The sequence below is a fragment of the Shewanella sp. genome, from assembly GCF_048265805.1.
Classification (GTDB): Bacteria; Pseudomonadota; Gammaproteobacteria; order Enterobacterales; family Shewanellaceae; genus Shewanella.
Map to the genome: position 1 here is coordinate 1 of NZ_JBLXAT010000015.1, position 20,880 is coordinate 20,880.

22 protein-coding genes are annotated in these 20,880 nt (G+C 49.8%); 6 read left to right on the forward strand and 16 right to left on the reverse strand.

The features are described 5' to 3' along the window. Positions 1–404: 404 nt before the first annotated feature. Entirely contained in the window at positions 405–842 is a 438-nt protein-coding gene (locus tag ACN0TT_RS11595) for an RNA recognition motif domain-containing protein (RefSeq protein ID WP_417762316.1), read from the forward strand. Positions 843–857: 15 nt separating this feature from the next. Here ACN0TT_RS11595 and murI read toward each other — a convergent pair whose 3' ends face one another. Beyond that, positions 858–1,661 carry a glutamate racemase gene (gene murI, locus ACN0TT_RS11600; protein ID WP_417762317.1) on the reverse strand — a complete coding sequence of 268 codons (804 nt, stop codon included), beginning with the start codon at positions 1,659–1,661 and terminating at the stop codon, positions 858–860. A gap of 186 nt (positions 1,662–1,847) precedes the next feature. Between murI and trmA the strand changes: the two genes are divergently transcribed. After that, positions 1,848–2,951, forward strand: a complete 1,104-nt coding sequence (gene trmA / locus ACN0TT_RS11605; protein ID WP_417762318.1) for a tRNA (uridine(54)-C5)-methyltransferase TrmA — start codon at positions 1,848–1,850, stop codon at positions 2,949–2,951. 24 nt (positions 2,952–2,975) lie between these two features. Here the strand turns inward: trmA and fabR are convergent, their stop codons facing one another. Then, positions 2,976–3,617 carry an HTH-type transcriptional repressor FabR gene (gene fabR, locus ACN0TT_RS11610; protein WP_417762319.1) on the reverse strand — a complete coding sequence of 214 codons (642 nt, stop codon included), beginning with the start codon at positions 3,615–3,617 and terminating at the stop codon, positions 2,976–2,978. A 149-nt stretch (positions 3,618–3,766) separates the two neighbouring features. On the opposite strand from fabR, the gene ACN0TT_RS11615 reads away from it, so the two are divergent. The 3 genes from ACN0TT_RS11615 to mnmH all read left to right on the forward strand — a co-directional run bounded on the left by ACN0TT_RS11615 (position 3,767) and on the right by mnmH (position 7,143). Next, complete coding sequence (locus ACN0TT_RS11615) at positions 3,767–4,873, forward strand: fatty acid desaturase (protein ID WP_417762320.1); 1,107 nt, start codon at positions 3,767–3,769, stop codon at positions 4,871–4,873. Between the two features lie 101 nt (positions 4,874–4,974). After that, positions 4,975–6,018: a selenide, water dikinase SelD gene (gene selD, locus ACN0TT_RS11620; protein WP_417762321.1), complete on the forward strand. Its 1,044-nt coding sequence runs from the start codon at positions 4,975–4,977 to the stop codon at positions 6,016–6,018. Next, on the forward strand, positions 6,019–7,143 hold the full coding sequence (gene mnmH, locus ACN0TT_RS11625) for a tRNA 2-selenouridine(34) synthase MnmH (protein WP_417762322.1): 1,125 nt from the start codon (positions 6,019–6,021) through the stop codon (positions 7,141–7,143). Here mnmH and cysQ read toward each other — a convergent pair. Further along, a complete protein-coding gene (cysQ, locus tag ACN0TT_RS11630) occupies positions 7,129–7,941 on the reverse strand; it encodes a 3'(2'),5'-bisphosphate nucleotidase CysQ (RefSeq protein WP_417762323.1) in 813 nt (270 codons plus the stop codon). The two genes, mnmH and cysQ, sit on opposite strands and share 15 nt — an antisense overlap. A 65-nt stretch (positions 7,942–8,006) precedes the next feature. Beyond that, the gene (gene nudE / locus ACN0TT_RS11635) at positions 8,007–8,558 is read right to left on the reverse strand and encodes an ADP compounds hydrolase NudE (protein ID WP_417762324.1); all 552 of its coding nucleotides are present in this window, start codon (positions 8,556–8,558) and stop codon (positions 8,007–8,009) included. Positions 8,559–8,639: 81 nt separating this feature from the next. Here nudE and yrfG point away from each other — a divergent pair, with 81 nt between their 5' ends. Further along, on the forward strand, positions 8,640–9,320 hold the full coding sequence (yrfG, locus tag ACN0TT_RS11640; RefSeq protein WP_417762325.1) for a GMP/IMP nucleotidase: 681 nt from the start codon (positions 8,640–8,642) through the stop codon (positions 9,318–9,320). Here yrfG and ACN0TT_RS11645 read toward each other — a convergent pair. The 12 genes from ACN0TT_RS11645 to gspC are packed head-to-tail and all read right to left on the reverse strand — an operon-like array spanning position 9,317 to position 20,727. After that, on the reverse strand, positions 9,317–10,069 hold the full coding sequence (locus ACN0TT_RS11645; protein WP_417762326.1) for a type II secretion system protein N: 753 nt from the start codon (positions 10,067–10,069) through the stop codon (positions 9,317–9,319). The genes yrfG and ACN0TT_RS11645 overlap by 4 nt on opposite strands. Before the next feature lie 13 nt (positions 10,070–10,082). Beyond that, positions 10,083–10,562 carry a type II secretion system protein M gene (locus ACN0TT_RS11650; protein WP_417762327.1) on the reverse strand — a complete coding sequence of 160 codons (480 nt, stop codon included), beginning with the start codon at positions 10,560–10,562 and terminating at the stop codon, positions 10,083–10,085. Between the two features lies 1 nt (position 10,563). Continuing rightward, positions 10,564–11,751, reverse strand: a complete 1,188-nt coding sequence (gene gspL / locus ACN0TT_RS11655; RefSeq protein ID WP_417762328.1) for a type II secretion system protein GspL — start codon at positions 11,749–11,751, stop codon at positions 10,564–10,566. 41 nt (positions 11,752–11,792) lie between these two features. Beyond that, complete coding sequence (gene gspK / locus ACN0TT_RS11660) at positions 11,793–12,788, reverse strand: type II secretion system minor pseudopilin GspK (protein ID WP_417762410.1); 996 nt, start codon at positions 12,786–12,788, stop codon at positions 11,793–11,795. Further along, a complete protein-coding gene (gene gspJ, locus ACN0TT_RS11665) occupies positions 12,788–13,510 on the reverse strand; it encodes a type II secretion system minor pseudopilin GspJ (protein WP_417762329.1) in 723 nt (240 codons plus the stop codon). The genes gspK and gspJ overlap by 1 nt, the downstream gene beginning before the upstream one ends. Beyond that, entirely contained in the window at positions 13,491–13,859 is a 369-nt protein-coding gene (gspI, locus tag ACN0TT_RS11670) for a type II secretion system minor pseudopilin GspI (RefSeq protein ID WP_417762330.1), read from the reverse strand. The genes gspJ and gspI overlap by 20 nt, the downstream gene beginning before the upstream one ends. After that, on the reverse strand, positions 13,846–14,418 hold the full coding sequence (gene gspH / locus ACN0TT_RS11675; RefSeq protein ID WP_417762331.1) for a type II secretion system minor pseudopilin GspH: 573 nt from the start codon (positions 14,416–14,418) through the stop codon (positions 13,846–13,848). Before gspH ends, gspI begins: the two co-directional genes overlap by 14 nt. Beyond that, a complete protein-coding gene (gene gspG, locus ACN0TT_RS11680; RefSeq protein WP_417762332.1) occupies positions 14,418–14,852 on the reverse strand; it encodes a type II secretion system major pseudopilin GspG in 435 nt (144 codons plus the stop codon). Before gspG ends, gspH begins: the two co-directional genes overlap by 1 nt. Positions 14,853–14,893: 41 nt before the next feature. Further along, positions 14,894–16,117 carry a type II secretion system inner membrane protein GspF gene (gspF, locus tag ACN0TT_RS11685; protein ID WP_417762333.1) on the reverse strand — a complete coding sequence of 408 codons (1,224 nt, stop codon included), beginning with the start codon at positions 16,115–16,117 and terminating at the stop codon, positions 14,894–14,896. Between the two features lie 3 nt (positions 16,118–16,120). Beyond that, positions 16,121–17,695, reverse strand: coding sequence for a type II secretion system ATPase GspE (gene gspE, locus ACN0TT_RS11690; protein ID WP_417762334.1), 1,575 nt, complete (start codon positions 17,693–17,695; stop codon positions 16,121–16,123). Continuing rightward, positions 17,688–19,817 carry a type II secretion system secretin GspD gene (gene gspD, locus ACN0TT_RS11695; RefSeq protein WP_417762335.1) on the reverse strand — a complete coding sequence of 710 codons (2,130 nt, stop codon included), beginning with the start codon at positions 19,815–19,817 and terminating at the stop codon, positions 17,688–17,690. Before gspD ends, gspE begins: the two co-directional genes overlap by 8 nt. Positions 19,818–19,842: 25 nt before the next feature. Next, positions 19,843–20,727: a type II secretion system protein GspC gene (gene gspC, locus ACN0TT_RS11700; RefSeq protein WP_417762336.1), complete on the reverse strand. Its 885-nt coding sequence runs from the start codon at positions 20,725–20,727 to the stop codon at positions 19,843–19,845. Positions 20,728–20,880: the final 153 nt, after the last annotated feature.

Here is a 20,880-nt window from a genome sequence, read left to right on the forward strand (position 1 = left end):
AGGTCAGGGCTGCGTATTCTACACTTCCCTCAATCGGCGTCAAGCTTGATTTCAAACTTATTTTTCGCCGTGTGATGCGTTACCTCATCACCACCTCAACGACCTTTGCTTTCGCGCTTTGCCGTGTCAGTGGGTGCGCATTATAGGGACATCAAAAAACTGCGCAACCCCTTTTTTAAAGAAAAAAGATCGCTTGCCGATCTTTTGCTCATAGCGCTGTTTTTGGCAGCATTTTGCGGTCTTTCATGCGTTTTTTGGTAAAAAAATCGGCAAATTTTGGACGAAAATATCATTTAAGTTCGTTTTTTCAGCATAGCACTGGTTTAAAACTAAATAATTCATTACCATAGCAGTGTTTGTTAAAAGTATATTGCCAATTAGTTATTTTTTGAGATCCTGTGTTTATGCAAAAATCTTTGCTGTTTGTCGCCCTGCTGGCGGTGGTTGGGGCGTTAGCCATTTTCTTCTTAGTACCTGCACTGCCGAGTTACGTTGCTTTTATTCTTGGTACTTTATTAGCTGCGTTAGTGTTCATTATTAGCCCGAGCAGTGTTAGTGCTGCCGATGAGGCCGCTGGCCCAATGACAACACTATATGTAGGTAACTTGCCTTATCGTGCCAACGAAGCCGAAGTCAAAACCTTGTTTGAACAATATGGTGCGGTTAATTCTGTACGTTTAGTACGAGATCGTAAGACTGGTCGCCGTAAAGGTTTTGGCTTTGTGGAGATTAGTGAGGTAGGCGCACAGCAGGCGTTAGCCAAATTGAATGATGCCACCTTCCTAGAACGTACCTTGAAAGTTCGTGAAGCTAAGTCGCAAGATACTGAAGCTGATAAGTAATAGTAGCGACTATATCTATATATCAAGCTGGCCGTTCGCGGTCAGCTTTTTTATTGTCCCAAAACCTTTGGTATGTAGCAAATGGGTTAGTCCGTCAGTAATGGTGCCAGTGTAGTAGGCGTCTGCAGCAGACATATCATCAGTATCAATGCTTACATCATCAAGAAGCAGTTGCTGAACACGGCGAGCGACAGCTTCACCGGAATCAAGTAAAGTCACACCATCACCTAAGACACCGGCGATCTCCTCTTTCAGCATCGGAAAGTGAGTGCAGCCTAATACCAAGACATCAATAGTTGTCTGCCGAATAGGCGCGAGCAGTTGTTCTATACGTTGTGATGATACTGGTAAGCCCGCGCACTTTTGTTCCGCTAATAGCACCAACTCAGAACTGCCGAACAGTTCCACACGACAGTCACTGGCGTATTCGGCAATCAATTGATGGGTATAGTGGCGTTTGATAGTGCCTGGGGTGGCTAACAAACCGATGTGTTTAGAGGCAGAAATATGGGCTGCAGGTTTAATGGCCGGTACCACTCCCACTACTGGGATAGCTAATACAGCACGCAGTGCTGGCAGCACTAAGGTACTGGCGCTATTGCACGCAATCACCACAATATCGGCTTTTATCCGCTGGGCAACGGGGAGGATTAACGCGACACAGCCATCAATCAGCACTTGTTCGTCGAGCTCGCCGTACGGCAAGCGCGCATGATCAAACAGATAATGATAGTGATGTTGCGGTAATAGCTTTTGCATTTCTGTCAGGATCGACAAACCGCCGACACCTGAGTCAAACACCAATATTGACCGTGACACACTCAACCTCTGCATGAACTGATAAGAACCACTATTTATAGAGAGTGGCTTTCGCGATAGGGCGGACTATTTTTTCATAGCGGTGATTAAACTGCAAAATGCCGCGCATCAATTTGCCACTTTGCTTGAGCTACAGCAACGATATGTTTACTATTTGCGCCCGTTTTAGCGCTGGAGAACACCTTCATGAAATTATCCGCGATGGATCCTACTCAGTATCCACAACAATTAGCCGAAAAACAGCACGCACTGGCATCGGTCTTTAGCCGTTTTTCTGCACCTGAGTTGGAGGTGTTTGCATCTGAGCCAGCCCATTATCGTATGCGTGCCGAGTTTCGAGTATGGCATGACGGTGATGACTTATATTACTGCGTCTTTGATCAAGAGTTGCAAGCGGTGCAACGCTGTGATCAATTTCTGCCAGCCAGTATGTTGATCAATGAGATGATGACCGCCCTAGTTGAGGAGTTAAAACCCAACCCTGTGCTACGTCATCGTTTGTTCCAAGTAGACTTTCTGTCAACGCTATCTGGCGAGATCTTGGTATCGCTGCTGTACCATCGCCAATTGAACGATAAGTGGCAAACCGAAGCGGCCGCATTGAAGCAACGCCTATCCTCTCAGTTCAAAGTCGACATTATCGGTCGAGCACGTAAGCAGAAGTTTGTGCTTGATCGCGAGTTTGTGGTCGAGCAGCTCAATGTCAACGGGCGCCAATACAAATACCAACAGGTGGAAAACAGTTTTACGCAACCCAACGCTAAGGTGGCGGAGAAGATGCTGGAGTGGGCCTTGGACTGCACCAACAACAGCGAAGGTGATCTGCTGGAACTGTATTGCGGTAACGGCAACTTCTCGATCGCCTTGGCGCAGAACTTCAATAAGGTGCTGGCAACTGAACTTGCGAAGCCATCGGTCGAGTCAGCGCAGTACAACATCGCGGTTAACGAGATTAATAACCTGCAAGTCATCCGCATGTCGGCCGAAGACTTTAGCGATGCGTTGACAGGCAAGCGCGATTTTAAACGTCTGGGTGATATCGATTTAAGCAGCTACCAATGCAACACTATTTTTGTGGATCCACCTCGGGCAGGATTAGATCAAGCCACGCTGAATATGGTTCAAGAGTATGAGTATATTCTCTATATCTCATGTAATCCCACGACGTTAGCTGACAACTTGGAACAGTTAAGCAACACTCACCAAATTGCTCGCTTTGCCATGTTTGATCAGTTTCCCTACACAGAGCACGTGGAAGCTGGCGTATTACTAACAAAAAAGCCAACCTAAGGTCGGCTTGATCATGCACTGCCCTTATGCATGCACATGGGGTCGATGATGCTCAGTATTGTCTAAACGCTGCTGCAACGTATCAGCCCCCTTCACTACCATGCGCAGTTGCGTAATCAAGCGCTCTGCTAACACCTTACGATCCGCCCGTTTCATATCGAGCGCTGCTGCTCCCGCATTAAACACTAAGATCACTAATGCTTCAGCCTGTACCCGTGCCAGCTCAATATTGCGATTGGCACTCTCTTCAATAAAGTGCGCCAACTCAGAGATAAAGTGGTCAATCTCTCGCTCTACCGCCGCACGAAATGGCGCCGAGGTGCCGGAACGTTCGTGCAATAAAATGCGAAACACATTGGGATTGGAATCCAACACTTCCATAAAAGTTTCCACCGAAATGCGGATCACACTGCCACCCGCATCAGCACGTTGGCGCCCTTTACGCATCATCTGCCGCAGCGCCAAACCACCTTCGTCAACCATGGTCATACCCAGCTCGTTCATATCTTTGAAATGACGATAAAAAGAGGTCGGCGCAATATTCGCCTCACGGGCAACTTCACGTAGGCTCAGGCTGGAAAAACTACGTTCGGCACTTAGCTGATTAAAGGCAGCATCCACCAATGCACGACGTGTTTTCTCTTTTTGCTGTGCTCTTACGCCCATTTTTTTTCCTTGTGTTGAATTAGTTAGCGAAATAATACCGACTTTCCGCAATAAACAAAGTGTAAACCTACTAAGCTGTGATTAGGCTTTTATTCCTTTTTAGCTTACACTTGTAAGCTAAAGTGTTAAGTATGCTTGGAAATAGATTTATGAACAAACCGCGAATTCTTTGGCTTAATGTCATTTTCTTCACAGTTACTCTTGTTGGCGCACTAGTTTGGGTACCATGGCACGGCATAGTCAATGGATTTGATGGCGTAGAATGGCTGACCTTTGTGGTATTAGTGTTTGCCTCTGGCATGTCGATTACTGGCGGCTATCACCGTCTTTGGTCACACAAAGCGTACAAAGCGCACCCCGTAGTAAAGTTTGCCTATGCATTGGGCGGCGCGCTTGCTTTTCAAAACAGTGCATTACACTGGGCATCAGACCACCGCGTGCATCACAAACATGTTGATGTAAATGATAAAGACCCTTATTCAGCGAACAAGGGTTTCTGGTTTAGTCATATTGGTTGGATGTTACGTGAGTATCAACCCGAACGTTATAACGACTACCAAAATGCTCGTGACCTACAAAATGACCGTATTGTCATGTGGCAGCACCGCAACTATTTATGGTTAGCGCTATTGATGAACATCGGCTTACCTACCTTATTGGGTTGGTTCAACTGTGACATATTGTCGATGCTGCTACTGGCTGGCTTGTTGCGGCTAGTGATAGTGCATCACTGCACCTTTTTTATTAACTCATTGGCGCACGTGTGGGGCTCGCAGCCATACACAGATCGTAACACCGCCCGTGATAATGCCATTTTGGCTGTACTCACCTATGGTGAGGGTTACCACAACTTCCACCATATCTTTGAACACGATTACCGTAACGGCATTCGTTGGTGGCATTACGACCCAACCAAATGGATGATTAAAGCCTTGTCGTGGTCCAAGCTGGCTACCGATTTGCGCCAAGTACCCGATGAGAAAATCGAGACAGCTAAACTGCAAATGCAGTTGAAGCACACGCAGAAAAAAGTGTCACGGTTACCGAATGCCGACCAACTGCTTGCGCAACTGCAACAAGAGTATGAGCTACTAAAACAGCATCTCACCGATTACTACTTAGCGAAAAAAACGATTTTGGAAGCTAAGGGACACCAGTTGAAAGAGCAAGATTTGCACGCGCAGGTGGCACATTTACGCCAAGCGTTTTACCAACAGTTACGCCGTTGGCAGCAGTACACCGCACGTATTGCATAATTTGCTTAACTAATCGTTCAGAACATGACGGCGCCACCTTGTAGTGTGGCGCAATCGGTTTATCATCATGGGTTCTGTTATAGCTTCAGGACCCATTTTTTATGTCTCAAGATCCTATCAAGCTAACCGAATACAGCCATGGCGCTGGTTGCGGTTGTAAAATTTCTCCCAAAGTACTGACCACTATTTTAGCGTCACAGCTGCCTGAGTTTGTTGATGAGAACCTATTGGTGGGCAACAAGAGCCGTGACGACGCCGCCGTTTATAAACTCGACGACCACACAGGCATTATCAGCACCACCGACTTCTTTATGCCGATCGTTGACGACCCTTTCACCTTCGGCCGTATCGCTGCCACTAACGCGATCAGCGACATCTATGCCATGGGCGGTAAACCGATCATGGGGATTGCCATTTTGGGTTGGCCAGTGAGTAAGCTGCCAGCAGAAGTGGCTCAGCAAGTGGTTGATGGTGGACGTCAAGCTTGCGCGGATGCAGGCATTATGTTGGCCGGAGGTCACAGTATTGATGCACCAGAGCCGATCTTTGGCTTGGCAGTTACCGGCACCGTTGCACTGAGTAATCTTAAGCAGAACGACACCGCCAAAGCGGGTGACAAGCTCTACCTCACCAAACCCTTGGGTATTGGTATTCTCACCACCGCTCAGAAACAGAAAAAATTAGCCGATGAAGATCTGCTGATCGCGCCAAATGCGATGTGCCAATTAAATACTGTTGGTTTCGAGGTTGCCAAAATTGCCGGCGTGCATGCCATGACCGATGTCACTGGATTTGGTCTCGCGGGTCATCTGTTAGAGATGTGCCAAGGCGCAAACCTGACGGCCAACATCGCTATCGAAAAACTGCCGCTGTTGCCAAAGGCCTATGATTATCTAGCTCAAGGCTGTATCCCCGGCGGAACCCAGCGTAACTTTGATAGCTATGGTGAGCATTTACCCCCATTGACCGATGAACAAAAAGCCTTGCTGTGCGATCCACAAACCAGTGGCGGTTTGATGATTGCCGTGGCACCTGAGAGCGAAGCAGCCCTGATTGATCTACTGAGCAGTGCGGGTATTGCCCCCGTCGCCATTGGTGAGTTGCAAGCCCGCCGTGAGAACCAAGCTGAGTGGATTGTCCTGTAAATGCCAAGTCAAACGCTGCCAGCCAGCGAATATGCGGCGCTGTTTGTCAGCGATCGTCCGTTAGTCGATTTACGCGCCCCGATAGAATTCAGTAAGGGCGCGTTTCCTCAGAGTCACAACCTGCCGTTAATGACTGACCGCGAACGTGAGTTAGTCGGCACCTGCTATAAGCAGCAAGGTTCAGCCGCCGCTTTAGCCTTAGGCCATCAGTTAGTACATGGCGCCACCAAGCAACAACGTATCGATGCTTGGTTAAGCTTATTTGCCCAACACCCTAACGCATTAATATATTGCTTTCGGGGTGGTCAACGTTCGCAGATTACGCAGCAGTGGTTACAGGAAGCGGGACTGGATGCGACCTATGTGGCCGGGGGCTATAAAGCGCTGCGCCAGTTTCTCATTGGCACCATAGAACAAGCGCCGCAGCAACAAACGCTACTGATGTTGTCGGGAATTACGGGGTCGGGCAAAACCGACTTCCTCAAACAGCGCCACGAGGCGGTGGATTTAGAAGGCATTGCCAATCATCGCGGCTCAAGCTTTGGCAAGAGGGTATCTCCGCAACCTACGCAGATTAACTTTGAAAACCAATTAGCTATCGCGCTACTGAAACAGCAACACGCCTCCGAGCACACCTTACTACTGGAAGATGAGAGTTATCTCATCGGCCGCAATGCGCTACCGCAAACGTTTTACTTTGCCATGCAGCAAGCGCCAGTCATCGTATTGGAAACCCGTTTTGAGCAGCGACTTCAACGGCTACGCCGTGAGTATGTAGAACAGATGCTACAGAGTTTTATTGCGCGCGATGGCGAACAACAAGGAATGGCAAGTCTGCGCGGCTATCTACATCAGAGTATTAATGCGATTCGTAAGCGTTTGGGCCATAAGAATGCCGATGAACTATTACAGCTGATTGATAACGCTTTGGCGGAACAGCAGCAACGTAATAACACCGAGGCACATCTCATTTGGATTGCCGAGTTGCTCACCAAATACTATGACCCGATGTATCAATATCAACTCAGTAAAAAGGCCGAGCGGATTGTGTTTCGTGGCGATCACGCTGCGCTCAATCAATGGCTTGATCAGTACAGCGTATCAGCCAATTCAACTCGCTTTTAGAATTTGCTGCCAAGGTAACGCTGGTGTACCCATGACAATAAAGTCTGGGTTAATCAGCGTTTCTCTGCGGTTATAGCTGAGCGGTTGCAAGTGGATATCGCACAGTTGCCCACCGGCCTCTTCAATGATGATTTGAGCCGCACCAGTATCCCACTCTCCGGTTGGCCCCACTCGCACGTAGCAGTCAGCGTGTCCCTCGGCAACTAAACAGCTTTTGAGTGCCGCGCCACCAAGCACCACCAATTCACACTGGCTAGCATCAGTAAATAAACCCAATACTTTTTGCGGATCTTGGCGACGGCTAACAGCAATTCGCAGCGGCTGCGCATCGTTGAGGCTCAATTGTTTACTGTGGATCTGTTTAACCGCGCCTTGCGCTTTTTTATACGCCCCAAGGCCAGTCATCGCGAAGTAACACACTTCTGTCATCGGTACATATACCACGCCCATCACCGGACGATGGTTATCCACTAAGGCGATGATCACCGAGAAATCACCACTGCCAGCGATAAACTCGCCAGTGCCATCCAATGGATCAACCAACCAGTAGCGTGACCATTGTTGCCGTTCTGACAACGGAATGTCGGCGTCTTCTTCAGACAGCACAGGAATATCTGGGGTTAAAGCTTGTAGTTGGGCAACTATCAGCTCGTGCGACGCCATATCGGCGGACGTTACTGGGGTATCATCAGCTTTGATTTCACGTTCGAAACTGCCCTGTTGGTAGATCTCCCTAATCACTTGTCCCGCACTGGTGGCGATGGAAACAACTTGATCTAGCAACGCTTCTGGATTCATAAATACTCCAGTCTCCCGGTCATATACCCTGCCGTTGGCGCAGAGCCTGTGGTGTCAGCAACATATCAATTAAGTGTGAGTTGTTTCATGGCTAAAAACAAGGCGCTCACACTGCGTGATTCGGAAAAGTCTGGCTCGCTCAGTAGCTCCTGCCAGCGGGACAACTCCCAATGCACCAGTTGGATCGGCTCAGGTTCATCACCCTCTAGCCGACTCTCGTAGAGATCTTGCGCTAAAAAGATCTGCATCTTGCTGGCAAAATAACCGGGCGCGAGACTGAGTTCTTTTAGATGGGTCAACTTACGGCTGCCGTAGCCAATCTCTTCCTGCAACTCACGATTGGCCGCTTCTAGCGCGGTTTCACCGGGGTCAATCAAGCCTTTAGGAAAGCCAAGTTCATAGTTATCAGTGCCAGCGGCATATTCGCTGCCGAGTAATAACTGGTCGTTATGCACTGGCACCACCATAACCGCGCCGCGGTTATGGCCTTTCATACGTTCATAAACCCGCTCCTGCTGGTTAGCAAAACGTAGATGCACTTGTTCGATTTGAAATAACCGACTTTTGGCCACGACCTCGCGGTGCAAAATATCAGGCTTTTGTTGCCGCTTATGCATTGCGTCCTCGAATAGGCAAGCTGAAAAATGTGACTAAGGTTACAATGTTATACCAACCACCAAGAAATGACAGAGGCAAGCATGTTCCCTTGGACACAAATCGAAGCCGTTTTACTCGACATGGATGGCACGCTGCTCGATCTGCACTTTGATAATCATTTCTGGCAAACCTTGGTACCACAAGTCTTGAGCCAACAACGTGGCATCAGCACCCGTGCCGCCAACGAACTGGTCACCAGCGCGTATCAACGGGTCGAAGGCACCCTCAATTGGTATTGTTTAGATTATTGGGCCAGCGAATTGCAACTCGACATCATGGCGCTACACCATCGCATTGTGGATAAAATCCGCCTGCGGCAAGACACTATCCCGTTTCTGCAGGCGCTAAAGACCGCAGGTAAACGCCGCATTTTGCTGACCAACGCTCATCCAGCAAGTTTGGCGTTAAAGCTGGAGCATACAGCACTGGGCGAGCATCTCGACCTGATGCTCTCCAGCCACCAGTTTGGCGTGCCGAAAGAGACGCCGCTGTTTTGGCAGCAGGTGTTTCACCAATGTCAGTTAACGCCTGAGCGCTGTTTGTTTGTGGATGACAATGAAGTGATTCTGCAGGCAGCGAAAGATGCTGGTGTGGGATATCTGTTAGGTGTGAATAATCCAGATAGTCAGCGGCCGCATAAACAATTTCAACACTTTGTGGCCACCGCAGATTATTTGCAGCTACTCCCCGCCTTAGCAGGGAGTGAGCTTAAGCCACGTTAAAAGCGGCCATTAAACGTCAGTGGATAAAAACCATTGGCGTCAGCTTTACCTAACATAGGTAAGGCTTTTTGCAGATCCGCGGGTTGGTCCGCCGTCACTTTCATGCGGCCATTCAATTGGTATTTCATGCCGTCTTGCAGTAGCAAAGTGCCAGCAATACCTAACTTGTTTTTCTCATCGTCGGTGGCTAATTGAATCTGCCCATTCACGCACTGCATCGCTAATTCAATATCACCGAGCGGATACTGACCAAAGCGGTTAGTGATGCCGATGTTATTGAGAAACGCTTTACCCGTCAGTTGCTCACACCAAGGTTCACCTTGGTCAAACTGCTGCACGAATAAACTGATGTCACCACTGGCTTTAGTTTGGAACGGCAATTGTTTGCGGCCCACCAAGAAGCTCACTGGCGCGTCAAATTTCACGTTTTCGAGCTTCACGCCACTTGGGCTATAACGCAGTTGGCCTTTACCACTGACGGCACTGGCGCGACTGCCAAAAGTCAGGTCCATTTTTACCGTGGCGGTGAGTAGCTGCCACGGGCTAAGTTGCCATTGCAGTTGCTCGATCTGACGGCCGTCGGCCACCAATGTGTCAGCACTGCCCTGCCATAGCGTACCTGATACGCCCGCCAACGCGACGCCATTCGGCAATGGGGCTAACGCCACCACCACTCTAGCGGGAAGCAGTGCTACCAAAAATGCCAGATAAAGCAGCACGGCAATCAGGACTTTTACAAAAATCTTCAAAATGACACCTTTACTACTGAGAGAGTTGAATCCGTCTAACCTGAACCATGCCGACCTTGTCGCTCGCAGCGATATCGAGGTTCTCTAACGATAAACCCTGTTGCTGCACCAAATCATCCAAGCAGTTTAATAACGCCTCAAACGGTACTTCGTCCATCCATACTTGGATCTTATTGCCTTGCGGTTGCATACGAGTAATCGTCAGCCCGAAGCGACCAGCGCTTTGGGTAACAATACTGCCCAAACTGCCAGTCGCCGCCGTTTTACGTGTATTACTTTGCTTAAGCGCGGCAATCTTATTGGCGGTTTCTTTTACGTAAGATAAGGTGCTGGCTTGTGCGTCACGTGCGGTCAGCGCCCGTTGTTCGGCGTTGCTAATGGGCGACCAGATGCCCCAATACAAAATGCTAATGGCAACAACCACGGCCATCACGGCCACCAGTTGCTGTTCGCGCTGGGCGAGTTGCGTCCACCAGGTGCGCAAATTTTCCATCTTATTTGCTCCTCAGCGTTAAGGTACTGGTTACCGCACCATCGTTATTGTTCATGGCGCCGGCATCAATGGTGAATTGCTGTGCGGCTAACTGACGGAATTTATCAATCTGCTCGTACGACTTCGCTGCCACTTGCATCCGCAGTTCACCTCGGCCGCCATCAAAGCGCAGCGATTGCGGTTTAAGCTCAGGTACTTGGCTGAAGCTAGACTGCAACTTCTGCAGCATGGCAAATAGCTCACCACCCACGCCGCCACCTTGCATCATGCTTAGGGTTTTGCCTAACTGCGAGCGCAGATTGACGATGCGGGTGCTACCGGCCACTTGGCGATAAATCGCTTCGCTTTCTGCCTGCAACTGTTCGGCTTGTTGATTGTATTGATAAATGCCCATGCCTTTATTCACCAACGCCAGCACGAAGGCAACGCCAGCAACTACGGCGACTTTCTTCCACGGCTGCCATTGGGCGTTATATTCTTTACGCGGTGTATATGGGCCGGTAAGTAGATTCACTGGTGATTGCAGGTGCCCCTTGGCAAGGACTAGCATTGGCAGTTCCAGCGGTTGTAGCTGACAATCGAGCCGTTCATCTTGGTATTCGGTATAACACGCCACGGTCGGGGCTTGCTCTGTACCTGCCAATAATTGCGGCAGCAGTAACGCTAACCAATTTTTACCCACCGCAACACCAGAGCCAACGCCAGTGCGCAGTAGGTACTGTTCACCCACTTGCACCAAGGCCCATTGGCAATCGGCCAAGGGTAATGCCAAACAATCGGGCACCAGTTTACGCGCTTTCAAACCGGCATCATCCAGCCAACATTGCCACTGTTGCATCTGCTCATGGGCAACCACGGCCACATGCAGCGTATCGCCTTCACGGGCGCCGGGCACAAAATGCAACTCATCCACGTTTTGCGCCAAGGATTCTTCGAGCAAAAATGGCAGCGCTTTTAATGCTTGCCGCTGGCCTTTTTCCGGCAGGTCGACCTGCATCAGTCGCACCACATCACTGGGCACCAACACGTCAACTGGACGATTACCAGCACGCTCACTCAGCGTCTGCAGGGCGCTGGCATCGGCCAACTCGCCAGAGGCAATGATCTCCTGTTCCTGCTCGGACCACACCAACCAGCTACACGGTTCGCTGTCGGTGACCCCCAAACGGATAAATAAGCGTTCACTCACTGTTTCTCTCCACCGGTTTTCAATGAAAACCGCGCCTGTGGTTAATCTTGACCGCCATACTGACGGGTCAACACTTCTAATTTATTTCCACCAATGACATGTAGCACGCTGTCCATGCGGAACACCGCATCATCGACTTTCGCCATGGCCTGCAAGCGAAAGAACTTGCTGCTGATCGCCATGCTGGACTTCATCTGATCGTCTTGGTTGGCAATATTGGTCAATGACCCTTGCTGCCAGAAATCGTCTATTTTGTCGTAACCATCATGGTTACGCTGTTCAATCAAACTTTCTGCTTCGCTGACCGATACCTTGTTGAGCAACATGGCTGCCAGTAACGCCGCTTGCTCCGGCTTAACCGTATTGACGTTAAGCACCTGGCTGTCATTACCGGGAATGACGCACACATAGGGTTGCAATTTTTGGTACAGCTCTTTTGGTACGCCTAACACGGCTCGCAGTTCACTGCGATCATTCATTAACGTGTTAGCCGCTCGGTACGGTACTTTGCGCGATTCATATTCCGCATCTTCTGCGCCTAATGCGCTGGTATCGATATCGGCATCAAGGTAATCCTTCACTCGATAAGCCAACTGCTCAGCGGAAAAATCATCCACCCCAACGTTTTCTAACAGGGCGACAAATTGCTGCGCCGCTAGCGACATTTTCTGTGCTTGCCCCTGTTGCTGCTTGGGCGGATCTTGACTCAAGGCATTGAGATTAAAGCAACTACGCATATCACTAATGCGACCACCGATTTCACCGACATCCGCAGGTAGCACGACATCGGACAACGCCCAGTATTGCTGTAAGTGCACTCGTCCTTCGGAGTCATCCAAATCTTGTTTTAATACCCGCCGCGCTAACTCTTCGGCCGATAAGGCGTACCAATAGGCTTGGTCATACATTGCGATGTTGATGGTACGCCGCACCGCTATCTGATTGCGGCTGCTGATACTGGTAGCTAACACCGCAATGATGGCAACAATCAATAACACCATGATCAGTGCTACGCCGCGTTGCTTAGCACCGCCCATCATCGGTCACCTTCGTTATTATCGGGTTGCTCGGCTTCATCGCCGTTATTAGCGTCAGATGATTTATCATCATCGTTATTATTGTTGCCGTCGGCCTCTGATTCCGAACTGGTATCAGGCGCGCCATCCGGCAGTAAAAATTTGCGGCTAATAATGCCGCGATCTTCTAATTCAATCTCAATGCCAATCGCTTTCGGCAATTGGTTGTAGGAGCCACCATGCTGCCATTTTTCCTGTTCGAAAAAGGCATATTTCACTGACAGCACTTTATCCATCAGTACGGTTTTTATCGGTTCTGCCCCCACCTCAGGTTCAGGATAGGGATAATACCAACGCTGTAGCTGACCATTTTGCACCACGTAAGCCACGTACTGCACGCTGCCACGCGGTAAAATGCCGCCGGGGTTGAGCCAACCAAGACGATAAAACACTAGGGCTTCTGACTCGGAATCCAACATATCTTTGCCAGATTGGATCACTGTGCTAGTGCGGCCACCTTGGTCGATGCGCGCAGTACGCGCCACAATCTGGCCCAAATCACGTTCAATTGTGCCAAACCCTTGCTGTAACCCTTTCAGCTGTTTAGCAAAGTCTTGGGTAACTTCATCGTCACGCAAGACAGTTTGCAGCACCGCATTCGCCGCCAAGCCAAGCATGGCGAAGATCGCGATGGCGATCAGCATCTCTAGCAAGGTGAAGCCGTTAGTCTTGTTTGAAAACATAACTGCTCACCTTGGCGATCACTCGCGTAAATTTGTCGGTATCGCTAATGCTGATACGGATCATGCGGAAGTTATCGTCAGTGGTTTTGACCACTTCACGCTTCCAATACCATGTTTTCCCAGCCATTTCCTCTTGGCCACTGGCGGTGCCGAGCGGTGGAAAACCTTCCGCTAAACGTGCATCCACCATCTCGTTGTCGGCCACCCATTGCGCCAACGTGCGCTCTTCCAAAATCGGCATATTAGCCATTTGGTCGCCGAGGCTTTTGGTCACCGCGACAGCAGCAATGGCGAATACCGCCATGGCTACCATCACTTCGAGCAAGGTCATGCCTTTAGCTGAGTTCATCAAACTCTCCCAGCACTATGCGCCCTAGCGCATCGCCACTGACCAATTTTTCTAGCGGCTGCCCATTATCATCTAAGGTAATAAACCGCAGCTTGAACCCCGTCATCTCACCACTTGGCAGTAACATGATTTGCGGTTCAGGAAATTTCTTCTTTTGCGCATCATCGTCAATAAATGGCTCATCGAACCAAGACTGCTGCCCTTCATCTTGCTCCAGCGGTAATCCTTCAACTTCCAGATCGGTTTCGATACCGACTGGCAGTTCGCGCTCGGCTAACAAGTTGTCTTGTTCGATAGGCTGCCATTTGTCATCTTTTAACATGACATAATGGTACTTTTGCTTATCAACGACGATGCCGTAAAAGCCGCCACTCAGCACGGCTTCATCTTGCAGCGCTTCAGTGGTGGCCATAAAACGCTGCACTTCGCGGCTGAGTGCCTGTTGCTGACCACCATTGCCCATAGATAAGGTAACAGCAGCTGCCATTAGCCCCATCAGCAACACCACCAACATCACTTCAAGCAGGGTAAAGCCCTGCTGCCGCATGCGCTTAGTCATTACTGGAAGTTCTGCAAGTTCCAGTTACCGATATCGTCTTCAGTACCCGCTTGGCCATCAGGCCCTGCAGTAAATACGTCGACTTTGCCGTGTTCGCCTGGGCTCATCATCAGATAGTCATTGCCCCACGGATCTTTTGGCAGACGTTTGATGTAACCACCATCGCGGTAGTTGCGCGGTTCTGGCGAGGCCGATGGCTTAGTCACTAACGCTTCTAGCCCTTGTTCAGTAGTTGGGTATTTGCTGTTATCCAACTTGTACATATCCAGCATGTTTTCCAACGACACAATATCGGAGATCGCTTTTTGTTGGTCGGCTTTTTCCTTGTTACCCATGATGTTAGGCACCACCATAGCGGCCAACATACCGAGGATCACGATAACCACCATGATTTCCAGCAGGGTAAAACCTCGTTGTCTGTTATTGCGTTGCATTGATTTCCTCCAGAAAACAAATATCAGTGGTATGAATGCGCTTAGCCACTGACCATATTATTAAGTGCCAAAATAGGTTGCAGAATCGACATGACGATAAACAGTACGATGACCGCCATACTGACCACCAACGCCGGTTCAAATACCCCCAACGCGAGGTTAACGTTCGATTCAAATTCGCGGTCCTGGTTATCGGCCGCCCGTTCCAACATCTGTTCCAACTCGCCACTTTTCTCACCCGAAGCGATCATATACAGCATCATCGGCGGAAACAGTTTGGTGTTGGTTAACGCGGCTCCAAGGCTTGTCCCTTCACGGACACGTGCCGTAGCATCAGCCACCGCTTCGCGCACTTTAACATTAAGCATCACCTCACTGGCAATGCGCATGCCTTCGAGCAGCGGCACGGCACTCGCCGTCAAAATACTTAAGGTGCGCGCAAAGCGGGCGGTGTTTAACCCACGACTCACACGTCCAATCACGGGTACCCGCAGCAGTATGGTGTGATATTTCATCAAAAAATCGGGCTTCAGTAGCAAGCGTTGAAACACCACAGCGGCGATGACAATCACGCCCAACACCAGTAAACCGTAATCTTGAAGGAATTCAGAAATGGCAATCAGCATGCGGGTTGAACCCGGCAGCTCTTGCCCCATATGCTGAAATTGATCGACCACTTTGGGCACAACCGCCGTTAGCAAGACAGATACCACACCTATCGCTACTAAGGTCAGCACAATCGGGTAGATCATCGCCTGCATCATTTTGCTTTTGAGTTGCTGACGTCGTTCCGTGTAATCAGCTAAGCGGTTCAGCACCACTTCCAAGTGACCAGACTTTTCACCTGAGGCCACCATGGCGCGATATAAGTCATCAAACACATGGGGGAACTCGGCCATAGAATCCGCTAAGGAGTAACCTTCTACCACCCGCGAACGCACCGCCATCACCATGGATGCAAGCCGATCTTTCTCGCACTGCTGTCCCACCGCTTTCAACGCCTCTTCCACCGGTAAACCGGCGGCAATCAGCGTGGATAGCTGACGGGTTATCAGCGCCAACTCAGCCACTGAGATGCCACGTTTGCGGGTAAGAAAATTGCCAGCGGCGGCTTTTTTCTCTTTCTCGGTCACTTGCTTGATGTCCAGCGGCATTAACCGCTGTTCACGTAACTGGCTACGCGCATGCCGTGGAGTATCGGCTTCGATGACCCCTTTGACCTGTTTGCCCGCGCTATTGAGGGCTTTATAGTCAAATGCTGCCATAGATTACTCCTCGCGGGTGACCCGCAATACCTCTTCCAAGGTCGTCATCCCCGCCAGCACTTTGGCAATACCGTCATGACGAATACTTGGCGCGATACCACGAATATACTTTTCAATCGCCAACTCGCCGTGACCGCTGTGGATCAACTCACGCACTTTCTCATCCACCAGCAGTAATTCGTGAATACCAGTACGGCCGCGATAGCCGTTGTAACCACAGCTTTTACAGCCTTTTGGACGATAGATAGGCGTTGGAGAGTCTGCACTAATCCCCAACAACTCGCGTTCGCGCGGGGTTGGTTCATGCGGTTCTTTGCAATCATCACACAGCGTGCGCACCAGACGTTGTGCCAATACACCGAGCAAACTTGAGGACACCAAGAAGGGCTCAATACCCATATCTTGCAAACGGGTGATAGCACCTGAAGCGGTGTTGGTGTGCAATGTCGATAATACTAAGTGCCCAGTCAGCGAGGCTTGCACCGCAATATGCGCGGTTTCAAGGTCACGGATCTCACCAATCATGACTACGTCTGGGTCTTGACGCAAAATGGCGCGTAAACCACGGGCAAAGGTCATATCCACTTTGGTGTTTACTTGGGTTTGCCCAATCCCCTCGATCTCATATTCGATCGGGTCTTCCACTGTGAGGATGTTGATATCTTTGTGATTGATGTCAGTCAAGCCAGCATACAAGGTGGTACTTTTACCGGAGCCGGTGGGACCGGTTACCAAAATAATGCCGTGCGGTTTACGGATCAGCGCTTCAAACTGTACCTGGATTTCGGGAGTCATCCCCAGTTGGATCAAGTCCAGATTACCGGCGTTTTTATCCAACAAACGTAGCACCACGCGTTCACCGTGGCTTGATGGCATGGTAGATACCCGCACATCCACAGCTCGGCCACCAATACGCAACGAGATACGACCATCTTGCGGTACGCGCTTTTCCGCAATATCTAGCCGTGCCATAACTTTGATACGAGACACCAGTAACGACGACAGCTTGCGGTTGGGTTTCAACACCTCACGCAACACGCCATCAACGCGAAAACGCACCACCAGCTGCTTCTCGTAGGTTTCGATATGGATATCCGACGCTTCTTCTTTGATCGCTTCTGACAACAAGGCGTTGATCAAGCGAATGATAGGCGCGTCGTCATCCCCTTCTAGCAAGTCTTCGGTTTGTGGTAGTTCTTCAGCGAGCGTGAACAAGTCCATCTCGTTGCCAATATCTTCCATCAACTGTTGGGCTTGCGAGGAGTTGCTTTGATAGGTTTGGGTCAGCTTAGCTTCAAAAGTGGTATCATCTAACTTCACCAATGGCAGTTCTTCACCCACATAGCGGCGCGCTTCTAATAGCGCATCCATGCCTGCTTTTGCGGTGTAGTACAGGGTGAGCGTACCGTCGATATCACTCACCAATACCCCTTGGCGATGGGCGAAGGTAAACGGTAACCGCTCACGGCTGCCACTGTAGAGTTCGTCAGCCTCGGCTTCTGCCACCAAGGCCAACTCCTCATTCACCTGCGCCAAAGCATCGTTGTGATTGTCGTGCTCAGTCATAGGTTCAGTCATTGTCGTTTTGTTTACTTTCAGAGATAGCTTTCAACGCTGGCTCAGTTTCGCGTTTTTTGGTTTCTAACCCTTCACCGCGCTTATAACGTTCCAAAATCTCATTTATCTCTGGGCTAACGTTACTTGGCGTCATCTCTTCTAGCACTGGCACTTGTGCATCAGGCATTAAGTTAACACCACGAGTTTGTTGATCCAGTTGCAGCGCGCGGAAGTAGTTATATTTACGACCAGCAATGCCTTCCATGGTGACACCGTCACGCACAATCGTCGGCTTGATAAACACCATCAGGTTACGTTTAGTTTTACGGCTGTTAGAGGAGCGGAACAGTTGCCCAATAAAGGGGATATCCCCCAGCAAAGGCACTTTCTGGACACTTTCTTGCGTTTCTTCGTTAATCAAACCACCGAGCACCACAATTTGACCTGAGTCGGCCATCACGGTAGTGGTCAAACGACGAGTAGCAAAGGTGACGTCGACGCTGGTGTTACCGTTAACGTTGGACACCTCTTGCTCAATGGTGAGTTTAACGGCGTTGCCTTCGTTGATCTGCGGCACCACTTTCAGCTTAACGCCCACTTCTTTGCGCTCAACGGTTTGGAATGGATTGCTGTTACCGTTTTCTGAGTTTTGCGCACCAGTGATGACTGGCACTTCATCACCGACAATAAAGGAGGCTTCTTGGTTATCTAAAGTGGTAATCGAAGGCGTTGCCAACACGTTGGAGTTGGTATCGGTCGCAACCGCTTGCAACAGCGCCGCAAAATCACCAGAAACCACACCTAAAGCAGCGCCACTGACATTATTTAATGCGGATGCCAAAGTCGTAATGTCACCATCTACAGTTGGGTTATTAGAAGTTACAGGATTACCATTACCGTCAATAGTAGTAACCTGCGCAGGTTGTGTATCACGAGCGTCCCATACACCCGCACCAATCTGCCCGATAGTACTACCTACGTTATTAAACTGAGTTAAACCTCCTGAAAGAGAGCCCAACTGCACTCCGAGACCAATACTATCGCCTTCAGATAACTCAACGATGATCGCTTCCACTAAGACTTGCGCACGACGGATATCTAATTGGTTAATAACGTCTTCGATGGTGCGCATTTGATCGGGTTCGGCGTTAATCACCAAGGCGTTGGTTTCTTCGTGTGCCATGATGGTGATCTCATTACGGCGCTTGGCTGCACTGCCCCCCGCCGCGGCATTGCTGCCCGCGTTCGCTTTATCTTCTAACTGTTTTGCAAAACCAGTCAGCACTTCCACCAAGTCCTTCGCTTTGGCGTACTTGAGATAACGCACTTTGGTGTTGCCGCTGCTGGCTTGCTCAGCATCGAGGCGCTTAATCAGTTCCACGGCACGCTCACGGCTACGGGGATCACCGCTAACCACTACCGAGTTGGTACGCTCATCGGCCACTACTTTTGGTGCTTGTCCTGGTGTTTGTGGTTGGTTCACGCCACCGCTGCGGTAGAGCGTTTCCACAATCCGCACAATCTCACCGGCGGAGGCAAAGTCTAGTTTGACAACAGTGACATCCACATCGCCTTGCTTATCGACTTGCTTGACGATCTCAACCAGCTTATTTACCACCGCAGCGCGACCAGTGATCATCAATACGTTCGATGGGTCGTAGTTGACCACGTTACCACCACCAGCATTGTCGTTCAGTTGGCGCAGCAGTGGCGCTAACTGTTTCGCTTCGGTGTTGTATAACGCCACTATGCGAGTCACCAGTTCATCGCCCAACCCTGGTTGCTTATCATCCGCCACACGAATGTTAGCCACTTTGGCGTCTTTGTCTTTCACCACTTTGATGACGTTATTTTCCATCTCAACCACGGCATAACCATAGACTTGCAGCACGTTCAAAAAGAACTGGTAATACTGCTCGTCGTTGAGCATGTCATAACTGCGGACGTTAATCTTGCCGCGAATGGTGGGATCAACAATGATGGTCTTATTGAGGTTTTTGCCCACAATGTTGATAAATTCTTGGATCTCTGTGCCTTTAAAGTTGGCGGCGTACTGTTCCGCCCACAGTGGCGGTTGGATCAGCATGGCGGCTGACGCGACCAAACCAGCTATCAGCTTGGAACGAATGCGCTTGTTGTTCATTATGCTACTTCCCCTAAATTCTGCGTCATTGTGGCAAACTGAGTGATATTTCTACGAGCTGATTATCCCGCTCAACCATCACCGAAATATCGGTAAGCTCGGATAATTGCCCCATAATTTCTAATGCCTGCGCACCGTCGGTCAAATCATAGCCATTGATAGATTTGGCCAGATCATTTGGTTTAAAACCTGCACCAGTGAAAACACCTGTGTCTTTCCCCGGATTCAGCCGATACCCCACCAGTTCACCATCCTGCTGCACTGGCGAAATAGCAATGTAGTCACTGAGTTTATCCGGATTGGCCATCACGTCGTCGCGAATATCGGCGGCGTTATCAACCGCGCCACTGCTCTGCATCTTGGCCTGTTGCAGATGCTCGTTTGCTGCGCTGTTGGTTTTAAATTCTAAGCCATCCAACATCAGCGTTTCGTAACGGCCGTTGTTGGTAATAATAATGCGGTCGGCGTACACATCTTTCAGCGAGGCCGAGGTACCGTCAATTTTGTCACCTAAGCTATAGGTGTTTTGGCTACCTCGCGACTCAATCACCGCAACGCCCCGTTGCTCTGCTGTTGACGCGACGACACCCGTCAACAGAATCGACAATGAGGTTTTGGGAGCATCAGTAATCATTTCAGGCGTTTGTTGTGCAGCAGCTAGTGCTGCTTTGTCAGACTGACCAAACAAGCCAATTTTTTGAATAGTATCAATGTTGATACGCGTACCGGAGGCGGTGCTGCTTGGCGTTGGTTGCCAATGGGTTGAACTGGTCGAGGCCGGTACCGCTTTCCACGTCACCTGGGCTGCCAGATAGAGCACTAAGATCAACAATAGCCAAAACACTAGCTGACTCGCTTGCCGTGAAGGGATCTTGCTGGTTTGCGCAATTGCTTTATCGAGTAAGTCCATTATTTCCCGCGGCCCTATATCTGGGCGTTATCGTTATTTTAGTGTTTTACAAATAAACCTGCGTCATGCTACCCCACGAGTGCAGCGGCAACAAGTCTATAACTTGCCTGAAGTTGGCCAAATTCGGTCAAATATGCTACCGTTGCGCGCCTA